This is a genomic window from Paenibacillus sp. FSL F4-0087, assembly GCF_038020215.1.
In the GTDB taxonomy this organism is placed as follows: Bacteria; Bacillota; Bacilli; order Paenibacillales; family Paenibacillaceae; genus Paenibacillus; species Paenibacillus taichungensis.
The window spans coordinates 2917786-2935487 of record NZ_JBBODJ010000001.1 but is presented as its reverse complement, the minus strand read 5'-3'; the positions used below and the strand labels follow the sequence as shown (position 1 = coordinate 2935487).

General features: G+C 45.5%; 15 protein-coding genes. 4 read left to right on the top strand and 11 right to left on the bottom strand.

Going from position 1 to position 17702, the window contains the following annotated elements; translation table 11 throughout:
- Positions 1–39: 39 nt before the first annotated feature.
- The 7 genes from MHB84_RS13755 to MHB84_RS13725 all read right to left on the bottom strand — a co-directional run bounded on the left by MHB84_RS13755 (position 40) and on the right by MHB84_RS13725 (position 6137).
- Positions 40–738, bottom strand: a complete 699-nt coding sequence (locus tag MHB84_RS13755; protein ID WP_076287272.1) for a hypothetical protein — start codon at positions 736–738, stop codon at positions 40–42.
- A complete protein-coding gene (locus MHB84_RS13750) occupies positions 735–1610 on the bottom strand; it encodes an ATP-binding cassette domain-containing protein (protein ID WP_076287271.1) in 876 nt (291 codons plus the stop codon). Before MHB84_RS13750 ends, MHB84_RS13755 begins: the two co-directional genes overlap by 4 nt.
- A complete protein-coding gene (locus tag MHB84_RS13745) occupies positions 1607–1987 on the bottom strand; it encodes a GntR family transcriptional regulator (protein WP_063565917.1) in 381 nt (126 codons plus the stop codon). Before MHB84_RS13745 ends, MHB84_RS13750 begins: the two co-directional genes overlap by 4 nt.
- 98 nt (positions 1988–2085) lie before the next feature.
- Positions 2086–2256: an aspartyl-phosphate phosphatase Spo0E family protein gene (locus tag MHB84_RS13740; RefSeq protein ID WP_076287270.1), complete on the bottom strand. Its 171-nt coding sequence runs from the start codon at positions 2254–2256 to the stop codon at positions 2086–2088.
- A 241-nt stretch (positions 2257–2497) separates the two neighbouring features.
- Positions 2498–3880: a transcriptional regulator gene (locus tag MHB84_RS13735; protein ID WP_076287269.1), complete on the bottom strand. Its 1383-nt coding sequence runs from the start codon at positions 3878–3880 to the stop codon at positions 2498–2500.
- 274 nt (positions 3881–4154) lie between these two features.
- Positions 4155–5072: an aldo/keto reductase gene (locus MHB84_RS13730; RefSeq protein ID WP_063565845.1), complete on the bottom strand. Its 918-nt coding sequence runs from the start codon at positions 5070–5072 to the stop codon at positions 4155–4157.
- A gap of 174 nt (positions 5073–5246) precedes the next feature.
- Positions 5247–6137 (bottom strand): diacylglycerol/lipid kinase family protein, encoded by an 891-nt coding sequence (locus MHB84_RS13725; RefSeq protein ID WP_064641592.1) that lies wholly within the window; start codon positions 6135–6137, stop codon positions 5247–5249.
- 344 nt (positions 6138–6481) lie between these two features.
- Between MHB84_RS13725 and MHB84_RS13720 the strand changes: the two genes are divergently transcribed.
- Positions 6482–8005, top strand: a complete 1524-nt coding sequence (locus tag MHB84_RS13720) for a leucine-rich repeat domain-containing protein (RefSeq protein WP_076287268.1) — start codon at positions 6482–6484, stop codon at positions 8003–8005.
- A gap of 158 nt (positions 8006–8163) precedes the next feature.
- On the opposite strand, the gene MHB84_RS13715 is transcribed toward MHB84_RS13720, so the two are convergent.
- Entirely contained in the window at positions 8164–9078 is a 915-nt protein-coding gene (locus tag MHB84_RS13715; protein WP_076287267.1) for an AraC family transcriptional regulator, read from the bottom strand.
- Positions 9079–9197: 119 nt separating this feature from the next.
- On the opposite strand from MHB84_RS13715, the gene MHB84_RS13710 reads away from it, so the two are divergent.
- Entirely contained in the window at positions 9198–10535 is a 1338-nt protein-coding gene (locus tag MHB84_RS13710) for a glycoside hydrolase family 30 protein (RefSeq protein WP_076287266.1), read from the top strand.
- Positions 10536–10652: 117 nt separating this feature from the next.
- On the opposite strand, the gene MHB84_RS13705 is transcribed toward MHB84_RS13710, so the two are convergent.
- On the bottom strand, positions 10653–11615 hold the full coding sequence (locus tag MHB84_RS13705) for an endo-1,4-beta-xylanase (protein ID WP_063565840.1): 963 nt from the start codon (positions 11613–11615) through the stop codon (positions 10653–10655).
- 318 nt (positions 11616–11933) lie between these two features.
- Here MHB84_RS13705 and MHB84_RS13700 point away from each other — a divergent pair, with 318 nt between their 5' ends.
- Both MHB84_RS13700 and MHB84_RS13695 read left to right on the top strand, forming a co-directional pair.
- Positions 11934–13124 carry an MFS transporter gene (locus MHB84_RS13700; RefSeq protein ID WP_076287265.1) on the top strand — a complete coding sequence of 397 codons (1191 nt, stop codon included), beginning with the start codon at positions 11934–11936 and terminating at the stop codon, positions 13122–13124.
- Positions 13125–13367: 243 nt separating this feature from the next.
- Positions 13368–15653 carry a 5'-nucleotidase C-terminal domain-containing protein gene (locus MHB84_RS13695; protein ID WP_076287264.1) on the top strand — a complete coding sequence of 762 codons (2286 nt, stop codon included), beginning with the start codon at positions 13368–13370 and terminating at the stop codon, positions 15651–15653.
- A 78-nt stretch (positions 15654–15731) separates the two neighbouring features.
- Here the strand turns inward: MHB84_RS13695 and MHB84_RS13690 are convergent, their stop codons facing one another.
- Together MHB84_RS13690 and MHB84_RS13685 are read right to left on the bottom strand one after the other, a co-directional pair.
- Positions 15732–16280 carry a hypothetical protein gene (locus tag MHB84_RS13690; protein WP_341143045.1) on the bottom strand — a complete coding sequence of 183 codons (549 nt, stop codon included), beginning with the start codon at positions 16278–16280 and terminating at the stop codon, positions 15732–15734.
- Between the two features lie 183 nt (positions 16281–16463).
- The gene (locus MHB84_RS13685; protein ID WP_076287262.1) at positions 16464–17402 is read right to left on the bottom strand and encodes a macrolide 2'-phosphotransferase; all 939 of its coding nucleotides are present in this window, start codon (positions 17400–17402) and stop codon (positions 16464–16466) included.
- Positions 17403–17702 lie beyond the last annotated feature (300 nt).

The window sequence follows — 17702 nt, the reverse complement described above, 5'->3', positions numbered from 1 at the left end:
CGAGGCGTGTATGTACACACTCGTGTTTTTCTGATCTGATCAGTCTTTTCTGCCTTTCATTGTAAGCGGCGCATTCTTCATCATCGGGTACGTGCTCAGAAGCAAAGCACCTCCAATGCCCCCCAGAGTGGTGAACAATGCGATGAGATTGACATTTGTAAACCACTGGACCCACGTGCTCAGATCTGATAGAACAATTACCAGCGTAACGATTAAGCTAACCCCAAAGAACAGGACAAAAAAGTTGCGCATCCCCAATCTAATCCAACAAACAGTTGAGAAGATGGATAACCCCAGCACCAGAAAACCAATCATCAGATCAAACCATAGATAGGAAAAAAAATGATATTCACTTGAATACAGCATACCTGGTTGATAAAAGGTTACGCCAAGCGTCCCATATTCATGGAGAAGATGCATAATGAAATAGATGACGTTCAGTATCGTAATTGTTCCTACGACCATCCATACCGAAATGATATAAAAGGATTTCATAAACTGTATTCGTGTACTGCCCATACCGATCGCAACCGGAAACAATGTGATGATGCCCGCGACCGCAAAAGCACAGATTCCTCCGTACATTGGACCGAATAGTTGAGTAGTATACGTCACATCAAAGATGAATCCAATGGCCAGATAGACAACTGTAAGCATGAGTGTAATTGACGAGAAAATCATTAAATACCAGCGCATATCGTCCAGAATCAGCCGATTCGTACCTTTCACCGAGTTCATCGCTTAATCCCCTCCTGATTACGCGTCCTGTTGACCAAATAATCCTGTAATGTTGCCTTCTCAATGGAAAGCCCCTGCGTATGAGCGATGTCTTTCCACGTTTTCGAGTATGGCTCATCAATCATCACTTTCAAGGTCGATCCCATCTGGGAAGATTCTATGACCTTCACGTCTGCGGTGACTCGATTGACATCTTCAATTCTCCCTGTTAGAAGAACTCCTTTTTCGCGCATCTCTTCCATCGGCTGATTAAATAACACTTCCCCGGCTTGCAGAACGATGAGGGACTCACATAAAGGCTGAATCTCCTCAATATGATGGCTTGATATTAGGATTAGACGCGGGTTATCTTCATACGTCTCCAGTAAAGTATTGTAGAAATATTTACGTTTCTCAGCATCAAGTCCATTGGTGGGCTCATCCAGAATCGTTACTCTTGCGTTACTGGCAAGACCCAATATCATCTGAGCGGCGGTCTTCATGCCTTTTGAGAATTTGGTGATCTTCTTCTTCACTGGCAGTTCGAACATGTCGATTAGTTGCTCGGCGAGACCCTGATTCCACTGAGGATGGAAGTATTGACCGAATCGAACCATGTCGTTGATCGTCCAATTTCTACCCAGGGGATGGTTCTCCTGGATATAACACAGATTCTCCTGCGCAGCCAAGTTGTTGTATGGATCCTGGCCCATCACTTCAATGGTTCCAGTATCAGGCCGGTTATGGCCTGCGAGCAGACTCATCAGGGTTGTTTTGCCTGCACCATTTCTTCCCCACATTGCACTAATGATCGGCTCACTCTCATGTAACGTCACGTTTTTTAGCACCGGCGTCTGTTGATAGCTGTAGGTCACCTGCTCGATCTGAATCATAACTCACTCTCCTTATCTTTCTTGCCCCGGATCAAATCGATAATCATGTCCTCATTCATGTGAATCCGTCTGGCCTCTTCAAGTAAAGGTTTGATATATTCTTCGTAGAAATGCTGCTTTCGTTCAACAAGCAATGCTTCCCTGGCTCCCTTCGCAACAAACATTCCAACACCTCGCTGTTTGTAAATGATACCTTTGTCCACGAGCATTTGAAGCCCTTTGCGTGCCGTGGCTGGATTAATATTGTAAAAGCGAGAGAGTTCATTGGTTGAAGGGACCTGTTCCTCCACCTTCAATCTGCCGTCTACAATGTCATCCATAATCATCATGGATATCTGATGAAAAATAGGCTGAGATTCATCCAAATTCGATTTCATGCGATTCCAACTTTCATCCATTGTTAATTAGTTAGTCGGTTAGTTACTCATGTAACTAACTATAGTATACGGAAACCAATATGTAAATAGGCGAAGCACTAATTAATCAACTTTTTCATTTTGGCTCGATTGTATTGATTAATAAGACCGTCCAGAACTACAGATTGCTGGATGACTTCAGGATGAAGCAAACTGCCGTATTCCGACTGCAAGCGGTGAAGCTGTTGTCTGGCTTCTTCGATCTGAGACATTAACTCCAGGCAATCCATAGTACCCCTCCTTTTTGTCATATTTTAGTTTATTATGCCAATCGATAGGCCGCAAGGGGTACGACATACTTATTCTTCCACCAGACGCAAAAAAAGACGCCTCTGAATGAATATTCAGAAGCGTCCCTTACCAATTTTTTAAGTTCCGAATCCGTGGTCAGCAGTTCTCATAATTCCGGGGTCTGGAACTTCCTTGCCTGAGACAGGTTCCGTAGCAGGAGCTACAATGTAAATAATAATACTACATGTAGCTATCAGCAAAGCCAACTTTCTCTTCATTGAGTTTCTGCACCTCACTAATGATCAATTTGTATTGCTGTTTCGCCGTCTCAGTTGCAAACTCCCTATATTGCTCAAACAGTCCGACACCTCTAAGCATACCTCGTCCACTGCTAATTTCAATAGAGAATCGTAAACTATCCAGAACAAATTGTATTCCTGTGAAATACTCGTCTTTCTTTAGATAATACGCAGCGAGATCTGCTAAAAGACGTAAATATCGATCATCTGTAACCTGTCTGCTAACCTTTCCAATTCGGTTGCTCTGTTCCTGGTACGTAAAGTATGATTCATACTGTTCGAGCACATCATCAATATTTTTATCATAGCGATTGGCAGCAGTCACAATATCACAAAGCGCCGGGAAAATTTCATTTTCTTTTGTTGAGATGTAATTCAAATATTCAGGCAACACATCAAACTGTCCGCTCATTAATTGATATATATAACGGTTGCCCTCAGCCCATTCCTGAAACTGATTCATAACTACCATCTCGTCTTGATTAGGGTTCTTAACCCAACTGTTATCCGTGTATAAAGAAACATATTTAAGGGCGCCTTGATAGTCTTTAAGTTGATAGCACGCACTACCTGAAGCCAAATAAGAATACAGAATGTAAAACACAATTGGTCTTTTGGTTTCTTCCTGTTTCCTTCTTCCATTCAGCTCATAATGGATGGTTGCTTTCACCCTAAGCTTCTCGGACAGCTCCTGAACTTTATTCCATCTGTGCAAGGCACCAAAGGCATTGATCAGTTCGTTGAGCGCATCCAGCTGATAGCGTTCATCCAGCCGATCCACATAGTATTCGAATTGGGCCGCAATGATTAGATTTCGTTGCTGATCATTGCTCAGCCCCAATCTGAATAGTCGATACTGACATAGTGCAAGCCGTTCGGAGTGTTGCATTTTCTCACTTTCGGCTATCGTTTCATATAGTAGAACGGCCGGTTTAAATTTACCAGCATGGTAGAATTCTTCAGCCAGATCAAATAACAAAGGAATATAAGATAGATTATCCATCATCAACCGGATAACATCTTCAATACAATTCAATTTATTCAATTCTGCACATCGATGAAGGAATGGCCCCAGTCTTCGCCAGTCAGGGGCAGCATGGACAAAACACTCATCTATATACAATTCATAGAAGTAACCTTCTTCAAGTCTCATAGCTGAAGTGATTCGATCCAGCTGCTGCATCGCAATCGGACGATTCTTGTTCAAAATGTTGCTCAGCGTACCCGAGTTAATTCCTGACGTTTCCGAAAAAAGACTAATGGACATCTGCTCACGCTTCAGATAACTCTCTAAATGATCGCGTATCGTGGTTGTCGGCTCCAAACTAACACCACCCTCCAAAATAAAAAACCATAAACAGGATTAACGGTATGCAAAAGTAATTATATGTAATAATTAAGCAAGGGTCAATAAGATAAATTCAACTAATTTGTATTAATTACAAAATAATCCTTTTGTTAAAATAGAGGCCCTATCCTTATTTTATACCGGGAATGAATAAGCATCAAATAAAGGATAAAATAAAAACACGAGCGCTATATACGCTCGTGTTTTACATGCAATACAGCAGATCATTCTGCTATGTATTGATTTGGGTTTAAGGCAGCACATTACCAGCTGCACGATAGATTTCGTACCACTCTTGGCGTGTAAGGTGAACATCGCCAGCTTTGATGCAATCCTGCAAACGCTGGATGTTCATTGTACCTGTCACGGGCTGCATTTGTGCCGGGTGACGCAGCAACCAGGCAATTGCGATGGTCGTGTTGCTCACTTCATATTTTGCAGCAATCTCGTCGATCTTCGCATTCAGTTCCGGGAACTTATCGCTACCCAGGAATACACCTTCGAAGAATCCGTATTGGAACGGGGACCATGGTTGAATCGTGATATCATGCAGGCGGCAATAATCAAGAATACTGCCATCACGGTTAACCGCGGCATCGTTCTCCATATTTACGTTGATTCCACTATCAATCATCGTGGTATTGGTAATACTCAACTGCAGCTGGTTGGCTACCAGTGGCTGTTTAACGTATTTTTTCAACAGTTCGATCTGGTTCGGATTCTGGTTGGATACCCCGAAGTGACGCACTTTGCCTTCGCGTTCCAGCTGATCAAAGGCTTCAGCTACTTCTTCCGGTTCCACCAAGGTGTCCGGGCGATGCAGCAATAAAACATCCAGGTAATCGGTTTTCAAGCGTTGCAGAATGCCATCCACCGAATTCAAGATGTGCTCTTTGGAGAAATCAAACATGCCTTTGCGGATACCGCATTTGGATTGAAGAATCATATTTTCACGAACTTGGGGATTCATCTGCACAGCCTCTGCAAAGATCTCCTCACAAGCCCCGTTTCCATAAATATCAGCATGGTCGAAGAAGTTCGCGCCTGCTTCCATGGCGGAATGAACAAAATGTTCAGCTTCTTTGCTGCTTAATGAATTAATTCTCATGCAGCCAACGGCTACAACCGGTATTTCAAGTGCGCTGCTGCCAAGTTTAATTGTTCTCAAGATGATTTCCCTCCATATTCGAATAGTATCGTACATTCATTCTCATGATCTTTGCCAACTAGTATATACTTGTCTTCCGTCTATGATTGTGACACAGAACTGCAATCGGTTTCAATGGAATTTTAGATTTCTTATATGGAATAATGGAGGTTTTTTTCTGCATCGTTCCTCCACCTATACTTCTTCCGGAACTATCACTTCAATATGCCGAGGCAATACACTGATTTGAATGGGCAGAGAGGGCCCTTCTTCTCCATCCACATTTGTGCGAATGGCTTCTGTAGAACGGACGTGAACTTCTTTTGCCGTAAAATAATCAACATCCTTATGATTCTTCAGATTGCCAAACAACAGGGACGTTCCGAGTGTTACCGTATTAAAGACATTCATGCTACGGATTACAAAACAATGTATTAATCCATCATCCACCGCTGCTTCCGGGGACAATTTCTCAAAACCTCCAACCGAATTGGTCAGTGCCGCGAGAAAAAGTGGAGACTCCCCTTCCCAGAACTGCCCATCATACTCAATAGTGAGTGGCTTGGCCGGTGTGTTCATCAAATCTTTCAATCCTTCTTTCAAATAAGCGAATGAACCCAGCTTCGACTTCTCTTCAGAGGATACCGAGAATAACGCCTCTGCCAATGAACCCGCTGCCACCACGTTAGCAAACAGACGATCGTTGATTTTACCAAGATCCACCTTATGGATCTGCTCCGAACGTAACTGCCGAATGGCTTCCTCCGGATCAAGCGAGATATTCAGCGCACGCGCAAAATCATTCACTGTACCCAGCGGCACCACACCCAGTCTGGGACGATGCTCCTGATCCATCATGCCGTTAATCGTCTCATGCAGCGTCCCATCCCCTCCAATGGAAATGACGAGATCACAGCCATCTTTGCAGGCACTCAGACAGTAGTTGGTCGCATCGCCCTCACCAGCCGTCTCATTGACCACCACTTCATACTGCTGTGATTCAAGAATTTCTTGTACCTGGGACACATATTGCTGAGCCTCTTCTTTACCCGACGATGGATTACTAATGATCATGGCTTGGCGCATACCTGCATCTTCTCCTCCAAATGGCTTTCTTACTTCATCTATACCCTTTCTGCCATGGAGTTGAATAGCATCTGGGGGAGTTGTACAATTTTTTTTGAAAAAGATGGCTGGAAGAGTGCAGTATGGGGTTTGTATCATATAGAATAGAAGTAGATGTTCTGCCTGTCATGAATTTCTTGTTCCTTTTGCCCCATGATGGGTTAATAACTATAGATGTGTTTATCTATTATATCTGTCCATATCGTAACTATAGTAGTTTTACCGACATAAATTGGTACTCACAAATTACATAAGAACGGTACACTTACCTATCATCAAAATCGGAATCGGAGGGAATTCATGCAATGAGAAGAATGACTCTACTATTTCTAGTCTTCATCCTGAGTCTCGGGGCGGCTGGGCAAGCGATGGCCTATACTACGGCAGACTTGGGCGAAGGAATCATCAAAGATCCTGCACTAGAGAACGGACTGAAGCTGATTCTGAACAAACCGGTAGATTCCCCGCTAACCTCTTCCGATCTGGAGCAGTTGAACGTAGTGGATCTCAGCAATGCAGGCATTCAAAGCCTGTCCGGCCTGGAATACGCCACGAATCTGACACACCTCCGGTTATATGGCAATGAGATTGAAGACCTAACACCGCTGGCGCATCTGACTCAGCTTCGCGAGGTTGACGTTCGCAATAACTACATTACATCGATTGATGCACTCGCTGATTTGAAAGACCTGGGACGGCTGTATATCAGCAACAATTCCATTTCTTCCATAGAAGTTGTACGTGGATTCACCCGTTTACATACGTTTCACGCCAGCGGCAACCAGATTACCAGTCTCTCCGCACTGGCGGATGCAGATGATCTTCAATGGCTTGAAATCTCGAATAATGCGATAACGTACCTGACACCACTGGCGGATAAAAGAAAACTGAAACAGCTCAATGTGGCCAACAACCACATTCATACACTGGATGTACTGGCTGATCTGCCGAATACACTTCAGAAGCTGAATGTGGCAGGCAACGAGATCTCCGATCTGATGCCCTTGAAGCATTTGACACGCCTGCAGGCGCTAGACTTCTCCGGGAATCAGGTTCAGCATCTGGCACCCTTGGAAGACCTGGTAGGGTTGAAAGAACTGAATGCGGAGTCCAATCAGATCTATGATCTGGAGCCGTTACGCCAGCTGTCCAAGCTGGAAGTACTGAAACTGTCCAATAACCGGGTGTGGGATCTGTCACCGATTGCCGGTTTTACTTTTACAAGAAACAGCTCTGCAAATACAAATACGATAACGGATATCTCGGCTTCCACTTCCTTATCCTCCGGTACGCAGACCTCGGTCGTCTCTGAACCGGAACCTGCCGGACTCACGGTACAAAATAATTATCTGGATGTTGCGAGCGGCAGTGACACGATGCGCCTGCTAAACCAGATGAATGTGCGGGAGCAGAAACGTACTCCACAGGGCAGCTTCCAGCGGCTTATTGAAGGATCTACCACAGCCTATGTCGGGGATCGTGCTTACGCACTGGAGGCTGCCCCCTTTATCGATGAAGGACGGACCTATGTACCACTCCGCTTTGTCTCCGAGCAATTGAATGCCAGCGTGAACTGGAATCCGGATACACAGGAGGTTCAGATTGCGCAGAATGGTACAGTGGTTCGGTGGACCGTGGGCAACAAACAGGTGATTGTAGACGATACACTTGCGATAAACGATGCACCACTGTTGATGAAGGATGGAAAGGCGTTTGTCCCGGTACGTTTTATTTCGGAGCAATTCAATACGACGATTGCGTATATCGGAAGCAGCAAAACGATTCTGATCTTCGAAAACAAAGCGCAGGCCGAGAATGTACAGCCTTAATTAAGCCAAGCATCATCAAGCACCGAGCACTTATCTCAACTTTTCTCAATGCACAATTACATGCACAGCGAAGTCCCCGTCTGAACATCAGCGGGGATTTTTGGTGAGCAGTATACAGGATACACTGGCGACATTACGATTGGCGGAATGGCGATTATTTAATCAAAAAAACGGATGCTGCACAGGGTCTGCCTGTATTCACTGGGACTCATGCCAGTCCATCTTCTGAACTGACGACTGAAGTGCGCAAGACTGGAATACCCAAGCATGGTGGCAACCCGAGTGAGGTTAAGATCAGGCTGGTGTATCAGCTGCTTGGCTTCGTGAAGCTTCAGTTCGGACAAATATCTGCGCGGAGAGATGCCGTATACTTTCTGAAAAGTCTCCAGAGCATATCCAGGGCTGATTTGAAGCGAGGCCGCAATCTCTTCAATCCGAATCCCCTTATCCCCCAGCCCTTCCCGCTGGATATTCCCGGCATTGAAACGGCTTTTGATTGCCTCGGCAATCAGTGTTGCATAGTGCGCCACAGTAGGCGATACGGTTTCTTGGGAACGGGACGAGCTTTGCTCTGCCAATATCGCCAAAATCTCCAGCAAACCAGCCTGCATACGGAACAAATCTGATGTTGTATATTCTTCTTTGTGCTGAAGCAGATCCACCCATTTCATCATGACTTCCGTTAATCGCTGATTATCCTCGCCGTCACATGGAAACAACATCTGCACATGTCTACTCATCTCCTGGCGAAACAGAATCTCATCAACATTGAAATGGGCAATAAAGTAGGTAAGCCCTTGCTCCTGATTACATTCATTGGTATGTTTGCACCCAGGCGGGATGAGCAATATATCTCCTGCGTGGAGATCATAACGAATATTCTCCAGTATCGTCGTCTGCGACCCTTCCAGAATCAATATCAATTCAAAGGCCAAATGCGATTCCAGCGGCACTTGCCAGCCCTGTTTCACCTTCTGCATATGAGCACCAAACAGCTTGACGTTCCAGTCCGTCGCAGGTAGCCATCGGCTCTCCGGAGATAGATAAGAACGGTATGGTTCAGGAATGATCATGCATTTCACCACCTTGGATTAGGGCAAATTTTACGCGGTTCAGCGTATCTTCTTTTGCAAAGGGACTTGATATACTGACTGTACATCATACCTGAGATTCAAGCGAGGAGGAAATTCCAATGTCCCTGACATTACATGGTTATTCCACTACACCAGATCATGCGTGGAAAGAGATTTCTTATACAACTACAAATGAAAGCGCTAACTTAAAGCTCACAGGTGAACAGCATCAGCTTGTAGAAGGATTTGGCGGTTGCTTTAATGAGCTTGGTTATATTGCCTTGTCCCACTTGAATGATGAGCAGCGTCATGACGTATTTCATTCCCTCTTCCACCCGGAAGGAGAACATAAATTCAACATCTGTCGCCTGCCCATTGGCGCGAGTGATTATGCAGAGCAATGGTACAGTCACAATGAGGTGGACGGCGATGTGACCATGGAACATTTTTCGATCGAACGTGATTTCAAATATCTGATTCCATACATCAAAGAGGCCCTGACATATAATCCGAATCTGCAATTCTTCGCCTCACCGTGGAGCCCGCCTACCTGGATGAAGTCACCGAAAGCCTATAACTATGGAACGCTGCGCTGGGAGAAGGATATCCTGGAAGCTTATGCGCTGTATTTCGTCAAATTCGTAAAGGCGTACAAGGACGCTGGCATTACCATCCATCAGGTCCATGTACAAAACGAAGTCATCGCGGATCAGAAATTCCCTTCCTGCATGTGGACAGGTGAGCAGCTGCGTGAGTTTATCGCCGATTACCTGGGCCCTGCTTTTGATCAGCACGGTCTGGACACGGAAATCTGGCTGGGAACGATCAACGCACCTGATCCATGGGAAGAATTGATCAAAAAGAAAACAAATGATTTTGACGAATATGCCGGACTGGTGCTTAGTGATCCCAAAGCCTACGCCTATATCAAGGGAGTCGGTTATCAATGGGCAGGCAAAAATGCCATCCAACGTACAGCCGCGAGCTACCCGGAGCTTCGTTACATGCAGACCGAGAATGAGTGCGGTGACGGTAACAACTCGTGGAACTACGCCAAGTATGTATTTAATCTGTACCAGCACTATTTCAGTAATGGAGTGAATGCGTATATTTACTGGAACATGGTTCTGGAGCCAAAAGGCCGCAGCACATGGGGGTGGGAGCAAAACTCTATGATTACGGTAGACCCGGATGCCAAAGGAATCATTCGGAATCCCGAGTATTATGTGATGAAGCATTTTGCTCATGATGTCGTGCCTGGTGCACGAAGAGTCGGACTGTCTGGAGCCTGGAGTGGCAAAGCCGTGGCTTTTCGCAACCCGGACAATAGTCTCGTCATTGTCATCAACAATCCGTTCAAGGACAGCCGGGACCTGCATTTGGCGTATGAAGGACAGACACTCCGGTTCGAGCTGGAGGCGGATTCCTTCAACAGTATTATCATTCCTCAATCCTAATACCCATTCAAACCACGAAATAGCGTCATGTCGCCCTACTTGATGTGGGCACATGACGCTATATTTTTGTCAAGCTATGGAAAGAAATGATTCTGTGAATGGTTCTGCCTGCCTAGCTTAAGGATTGTTCGCAAGATAATTTCTCAGCCATTGCAGCGCTGGACGCTCTGTACCATTCGTATTCACCAAATGGGAACCACTCACCCAAGTCTGACCTTGATTAAAGCCCCACAACGTCACACCTTTAACGGCCGAATGCTGCCAGAGGACAGGGAATTTCTGCTGGTAGCGCTGCAGCTGTGTGTTATCATCGCCGGTTATATCCAGTTCGGATACATAGATCGGCAATCCGGTTGCCGCAAGTTTGTTTAATACGGTATTCATTGTGCTGACAGAAACGTTATCCATATTAAAGTAATGACACTGGATGCCGATGCCATCAATCAGGCCTCTGCTCTTCAAAATATTGATGATCTGAACGTATTGATCAGCTGCATTCGGATCGCCAATAATCCCATATTCGTTCAGCAGAAGCTTGGCGTTCGGGAAAGCTTGTCTTGCTTGCTCAAAAGACCAAATAACCCAGTCCCACCCTGTCGCTCCATCACCACCAATGGCGTTACGATAGGAAGGTTTGGCATGTAATGGTTCATTGACTACATCGACAAACGCTGATTTGGAATATCTCTGGCCTGCTGCCTTGATCCACTGGATTACTTCAGCCTTCTGATCTGCAGCGGAGAGTCCACTAATCCAACCTGGCTCCTGACTTCCCCAGACAAGCGTGTGAAACTTGAACGGAAATCCATTGTTGTTGGCATAATTGTAGGCGATATCCGCCTGAGACCAGTTCATATTGTTACGCGTGGCTTCAACTGCGCCCCATTTCGTTGAATTCTCCGGCGTTACCTGGTTCCAATAGGGACTGAAATTGGAGGGAACACTGCTTGCAATGATATTGCCCAAAAACTTGCTTCCTTTGGCCAAACCTGCACTCACACTGCCAACGGCTACTGAGGTAGCGAGCACACCTACCAAAGCCAGTGAACCGACAGTCTTGAACCATTTGGACTTGAACATGATCTTCCTCCTTCGAATATTAGTATTCGATTTATTAGTAAGCGCTTACAAATTCCATTTTACTGGATAAATATGTAATTATCCATGTAGAAAGTATAGCTTGTCCCTCAGAAAGTATAGATGTTGGGGCACTAAAATGGTGACTTATCTAAATTGAGTTACATTTTATTATATTTACAAATCTATAAATATAGATATAATGTAATTCTGAGAACCTATTATATCGGCCGTATATTTTTCTATAGGTAAGGAGGCTTTTTCAGTCCATTATATCTATTTTTCTATATATATAAATTAATTTGGAGGTCTACACTTTACATGAAATTGAAATCACAACAGGTTAATCCGTTACTCATCCTCATTCTGGCGCTGGGTGTGTTCGCCATCATCACTACAGAAGTAGGCATTATCGGAGTGCTTCCGCTGATCACACAGAAATTCAACATCACCGCTGCACAAGCTGGGTGGCTGGTAAGTATTTTCGCTCTCGTCGTTGCCGTTTCTGGCCCATTCTTGACCCTACTCGTATCTGGTATCAATCGTAAAACCATTTTGCTAACTGCCGTGCTGTTATTTGCCATTTCCAATGTAGTATATGTCTACACAACCCGGTTCGACATGATGCTAATCTTTCGGATTATCCCGGCCATTTTCCATCCAGTCTTCTTCTCTGTTGCTCTCGTCACGGGTGCCAAGCTGGTCCCACCGGAAAAAAGCAGTCAGGCCGTTGCCAAAGTGTTTACTGGGATCACTGCCGGCTTTGCATTTGGCGTGCCCTTAACTTCCTACCTTGCGGAACGCTTCTCGTTGGAGGTTGCGTTCTGGTTCGGAGCGGTTGTCAGTCTCATTGCTTTCATCGGTATATGGATTTGGCTGCCCTCGATGCCTGTGCAAGAGAAGATGTCTTATGGCAAACAGATCCGCATTTTGCGTAAACCTGCGCTGTGGCTAAATATTGCTACTGTCATTTTTATTTTTGCAGCGATGTTCTCCGTATACAGTTATTTCGCCGAATACCTAGGGCAAGTCACCCAAATGGGCGGTTCATGGATTAGTGTGATGCTCTTGGCCTTTGGTGTTATTATGATTGCCGGAAATTTGGTATTCGGACAGCTTCTGCATCGGAATATTCCGAGAACTGTTCTCCTCTTCCCGGTGCTATACATGGCGGCTTATTTACTCGTTTTCTATGCAGGTTCCTATTTCATTCCGATGGTTATCATGGTGTTCGTCTGGGGTGCGATTCACTCTGGCGGTCTGATTGTCAGCCAAACTTGGCTTACGACGGAGTCTCAGGAAGCACCTGAATTCGGAAATAGCCTCTTTGTCTCTTTCTCTAATCTGGGGATTACCCTCGGAACCTCCATCGGTGGCTGGTTCATTGCCCAACTTGGAATTCATCAGGTCATCTGGAGCGGAATAATCTTTGGTCTGCTTGCTTTGGTATCCATCGTTGTCAAAATAAAATTTTTCACCTCTCGTAGTCGTAGTTCAATAGAGACGGTTTAAAAGTTAAGTGCCCAGCGTCATCTACAATCAAATATGATTTGGGTGGTGTTGAGGAAGAAGTTTAAACATATAAAGAGACGTGTAGAGACTACTCTAATCATTTCCAGTGAATTCCTATCGAATGATCCAGAGTAGTCTCTTTTATATGTCATTTTGTGGTTTACATTTACCAAATGTTTATCTAGTATTAACTCCAATGACACATATCTTTACATAACACTAGATAACAAGGGAGATTACAACATGCGCAAATTTTCGCCGAAACGTTACGCCGGATGGCCCTTATCATTCCTCTTATGTGCCTCCATCCTCTTCGCACCTTTTGCCTCCACTCCGGCTCAGGCTGCTGAAGCAGACAAGGAAACCAAGATTACATTGTTGGGAACATCGGACATTCATGGCCGATTTATGCCGTGGGACTATGCACTGGACGGTCCAAATCCAACCGGCAGCATGACGCAGTTGTACACGATCGTGAAAAAAGTGCGTGCTGAGAATCCAAATACGATTCTGTTGGATGCAGGCGATATGATTCAGGACAATTCTGCTGAACTGTTCAACGATCAACCCCAATCTCCCATGATGGTCGCAATGAACGAAATGAAATATGACGCATGGGTCATGGGGAATCATGAATTTAACTTTGGATTGGACGTATTAGAGAAGATTTCCTCACAGTTCAAGGGACAACCCTTGGTAGGTAACATTTTCAAAGAAAACGGCGACCGCTACATGCCTGCTTATACGATTATTGAGAAGGACGGTATCAAGGTTGGCGTCATCGGAATGAACACACCTATGATTACCGAGTTCGAGAAAGGTACGGATCACCTGGACGGCATCATTGTCAAAGACCCGGTAGAGGAGACCAAGAAGGCCATCGCTGAGCTGAAAGGCAAAGTGGACGTCATGGTTGGACTTATGCATATGGGACTCGATAACGAGAACGGGAACCCGGGCACCGGGGTTACGGATATTGCCAATGCCAACCCGGAGCTGGCTGCTATTTTTGCCGGACACATGCATACGCTGATTGAATCCCAAACGGTTAACGGCGTATTGATCTCCGAGCCGAACAAATATGGTTCACACATTTCACGGATTGACCTCACGTTTGCCAAAGAAGGCGACAAGGTTGTACTGAAAAGCAAGGAAGCACAAGCACTCGCTGTAAAAGCAGCTGATGGCTCTTATGAAGTGTCCGATCCCGGACTGGAAGATACACTGCATCCGTTCCACGAGTTCGCTCGTGCCGATGCCAACATTGAAGTAGCTGAGCTAAAAGGAACCAACCTGGTACCAGCAGATGAGATCAAAGGCATTCCTGCTGTGCAGATTCAGGAGACACCACTCTCTGACTTCTTCACTGAAGTCATGCTGCACTATAGCGATGCCGACGTAGTCTCGCACCAGATCGATAACGATAAGGCCAAGCTGGATGTCGGACCGATCAAGAAAAAGGATATTGCGTTCAACTACCAATTTACCTTTGGTGAAGTAACGGTATATGAAGTGACCGGACGTGATCTGAAGGATTACATGGAATGGTCTGCGGGTTATTTTAACTCCACACGCCCTGGTGATGTGACGATCAGTTTTGATCCGAAACGACGTGCTTCCAAATACAGCACCGACGATTTCTTTGGCGGGGTGACGTATGAAATTGACCTGACCAAGCCTTACGGCAGTCGGATTACGAACCTCAAATACAGCAATGGCACAGTGATTAAAGAAGAAGATACACTCAAGCTCGGCATGAATGCCTACCGGATGGAAGCCCTGATTGCCAAAGGTGGGGCACTGGAAGGACGTAAGTTCAAGCAATTGTGGTCCTCCAAGGATGCTTCGGCATTTGGCGAGATTCAAGGTACGATCCGTAATCTGTCCATTGCTTATCTCAAAGACGTGATGAAAGGCGTTTATGAACCGAAGATCCAGCACAACTGGAAAATCACCGGTGTGGATCTGACAGCACCTGCACGTACAGATATTGTAGAGCTGATTAATGATGGCATCCTGTCTGTTCCGACAACGGAAGATGGCAAGTATACCAATATTGCGTCCATTAACATTTTGGATGTGGTGACTGAAGAAGAAATGACTGCACTTGCCGCCAAAGCGAACGTAAGTATCGCGAAATTCTCTGGCGTGAAAACCAAAGGTGAGTTCTATCAAGAGCTGAATAAAGCTCGCAAGGCGTCCACTGGCAGTGCTGAGGAAGAGACTAATACACCTGAGAAGCCGACAACACCAACGGTACCGAAACCAGACACATCGAAACCCGACAAACCATCTACATCACCAAGTACAGGTAAACCGGGTACAGTCGTAAAAGGTAAACAAGCCAAGGTTACTGCAGTCTACCTGAACGTGCGCTCTAGCGCTTCATCCAAAGCCAAAGTAGTTACTGCCGTACCGAAAGGCACCGTCCTTGAAGTAATCAGTACAGATAAGTATGGTTGGGTCAAAGTGAAACTCGATGGACGCGTAGCTTATGTCTACGGAAAATATGTAAGTATGCTGAAATAGATTGAAAGACCTCCTCCACAATGCATGTGGAAGAGGTCTTTTCTTTTTTGGATTTTAGAGTAATACGTACGTGTTCACCTACTCCTGCGCCAAGCTTCGAACCTTTTTCACAAACTGATCCAGCTTGATTCCATTCGTTTGTTTGGTGAATTCAAGCGCCTCATTGGAGAACCCTTCGTAGGCAGAAAGGACATAATCCCCATCGACGATATAGTACGTGCCATAACGAGAGGAGTAATAACCTCCTCGTTGCTCGGACTCTACTCCCTTTTTGATTGCTGTAACTATTCTCTGACCAGGCATAAGTTTTGGATCGAACGCCGCAAACGCTGCGTTATAGAACAAAAATGTCTCCTTGGCTACATCTTCTCCTACAATTACTTCGTGCACCTTTACCTCGTAAGAGACGAACTCAGCTTCGTAGGGAGTCATTCCCGTAGTCTCCTGCTTTTCTGCCATTTTGCGTTCGGGTGTATCTGGTTCAGTGGTTATCAACATGCTGAAATCCGGAAGAACGCTCACAACCTCTGCCACAACAACTGCATCTGAGAAGTCCATGATCTCTCTAAAGGTCACTTTTTTCATCCATGGAGTCACGAGAGACTGTGGCGATAATGGGTACGCCACCCTCAGTTCCTGTAACCGGTCTTGAGAGAGAACATCTAAAAAATCTGATTTATCATCATCTGAGTTAGAAAAAGAGGCCGAGCAACCCAATAGACCGAATGTTAACGTGATTGCAAACAACCAACACACTACACGAAGTTGTGTCACGCACCCTTCTCCTCCCAGCGTTTCCTCAACCTTATATTAATCCCGCTTAACGTCCCAGCTCGCAAGCATGCCTCTCGCCATTTCCATATTGGATTCTTCCCCAGTGATTAATGCAAACTGCGCAACGATTGCCGGGTATGCCGCCCACTGCTCCCGAATATGCTCCAGCATCTGCGGCCATGTCCTTCCCCCTGCCTTCTCATAGCGATTAAGCAAATTCCGTAAGCCTTCCTCTTCGAAGAGCGCATAATAGATGACAAAATCCTTACCCGGGTCGGCAATCTCTGCCTCCGTCCAATCAATCAGCCCGGTAACCCGCTGGGCATCGTCGACGATAATGTGCGGCGGATGCAGATCACCGTGATTGAACGTTGAGTGTTCAGGCCAATAGCTGTCCGTTGTCAGCCAAGCTTCCCACCGCTTGGACAGTTGTTCTGGCACCTCAAAGCTTTGTTTAATCTCTTCAATATTGGCTGCAAAAGCTTTACGAGCTTCTGTAGGCGTCTTGCTGCGCACTCCGCCCTTTATCGCCTCATCAGGATCAATGTTATGCAATGCCACTAGTGAAGTAGCGAGCGATTCGAAGAAATCATCGGATAAGCTATCCTGTGAAAATCGCCATGCGTATCCTCCCCCTGCCGGATCAACGACCGCAATCGGTTCTCCATCAAGTAAAGGATAAGCGATCAGTTCCGGCGTACAAATCCGCCACTCTGGTACCTCTACCGGTAGACGACTTTTTACAACCTCAAGCACCTTGCGCTCATTTTCAGCCCTTTCCCACACATCCTCGCGCCGTGGCTGGCGCAGTATCCACTGTTGTCCCTGTTCATCGGTGGCAAACGCTACCCGAAAGTCCATACCGGACTCGTTAATTTTCATGGATTCCTCAGCAATATGAAGCCCATTCTGTTCGGCCAAAGACCATAGTTCTTTTTGAAATTCCAGACGCTCATTTGAAGTTAATTTGGTCATATTAGGTACTCCCCTTTTCTTCAATAAAATAAAAAAACACAGACATTCATGCCTGTGCAGTCCATTTGGATATTGGGTATACCTGAATGCTCGCAAAAAAATAGTAGTACATTAAAGAACTACTCTATTGGAGCGATTCTTCAACGAATAGCGGCATACGTGTAAATAGGCAAACCGATCCCGATGAGCTGCACACAGGCAGAAACACAGCAAGCGCAAACAAACGTTTCGCCATACTATCTCAATCGGAAAAAATTTACCACACATATCCCTCCGTTCCGTAAGTTAACCATATGTTAA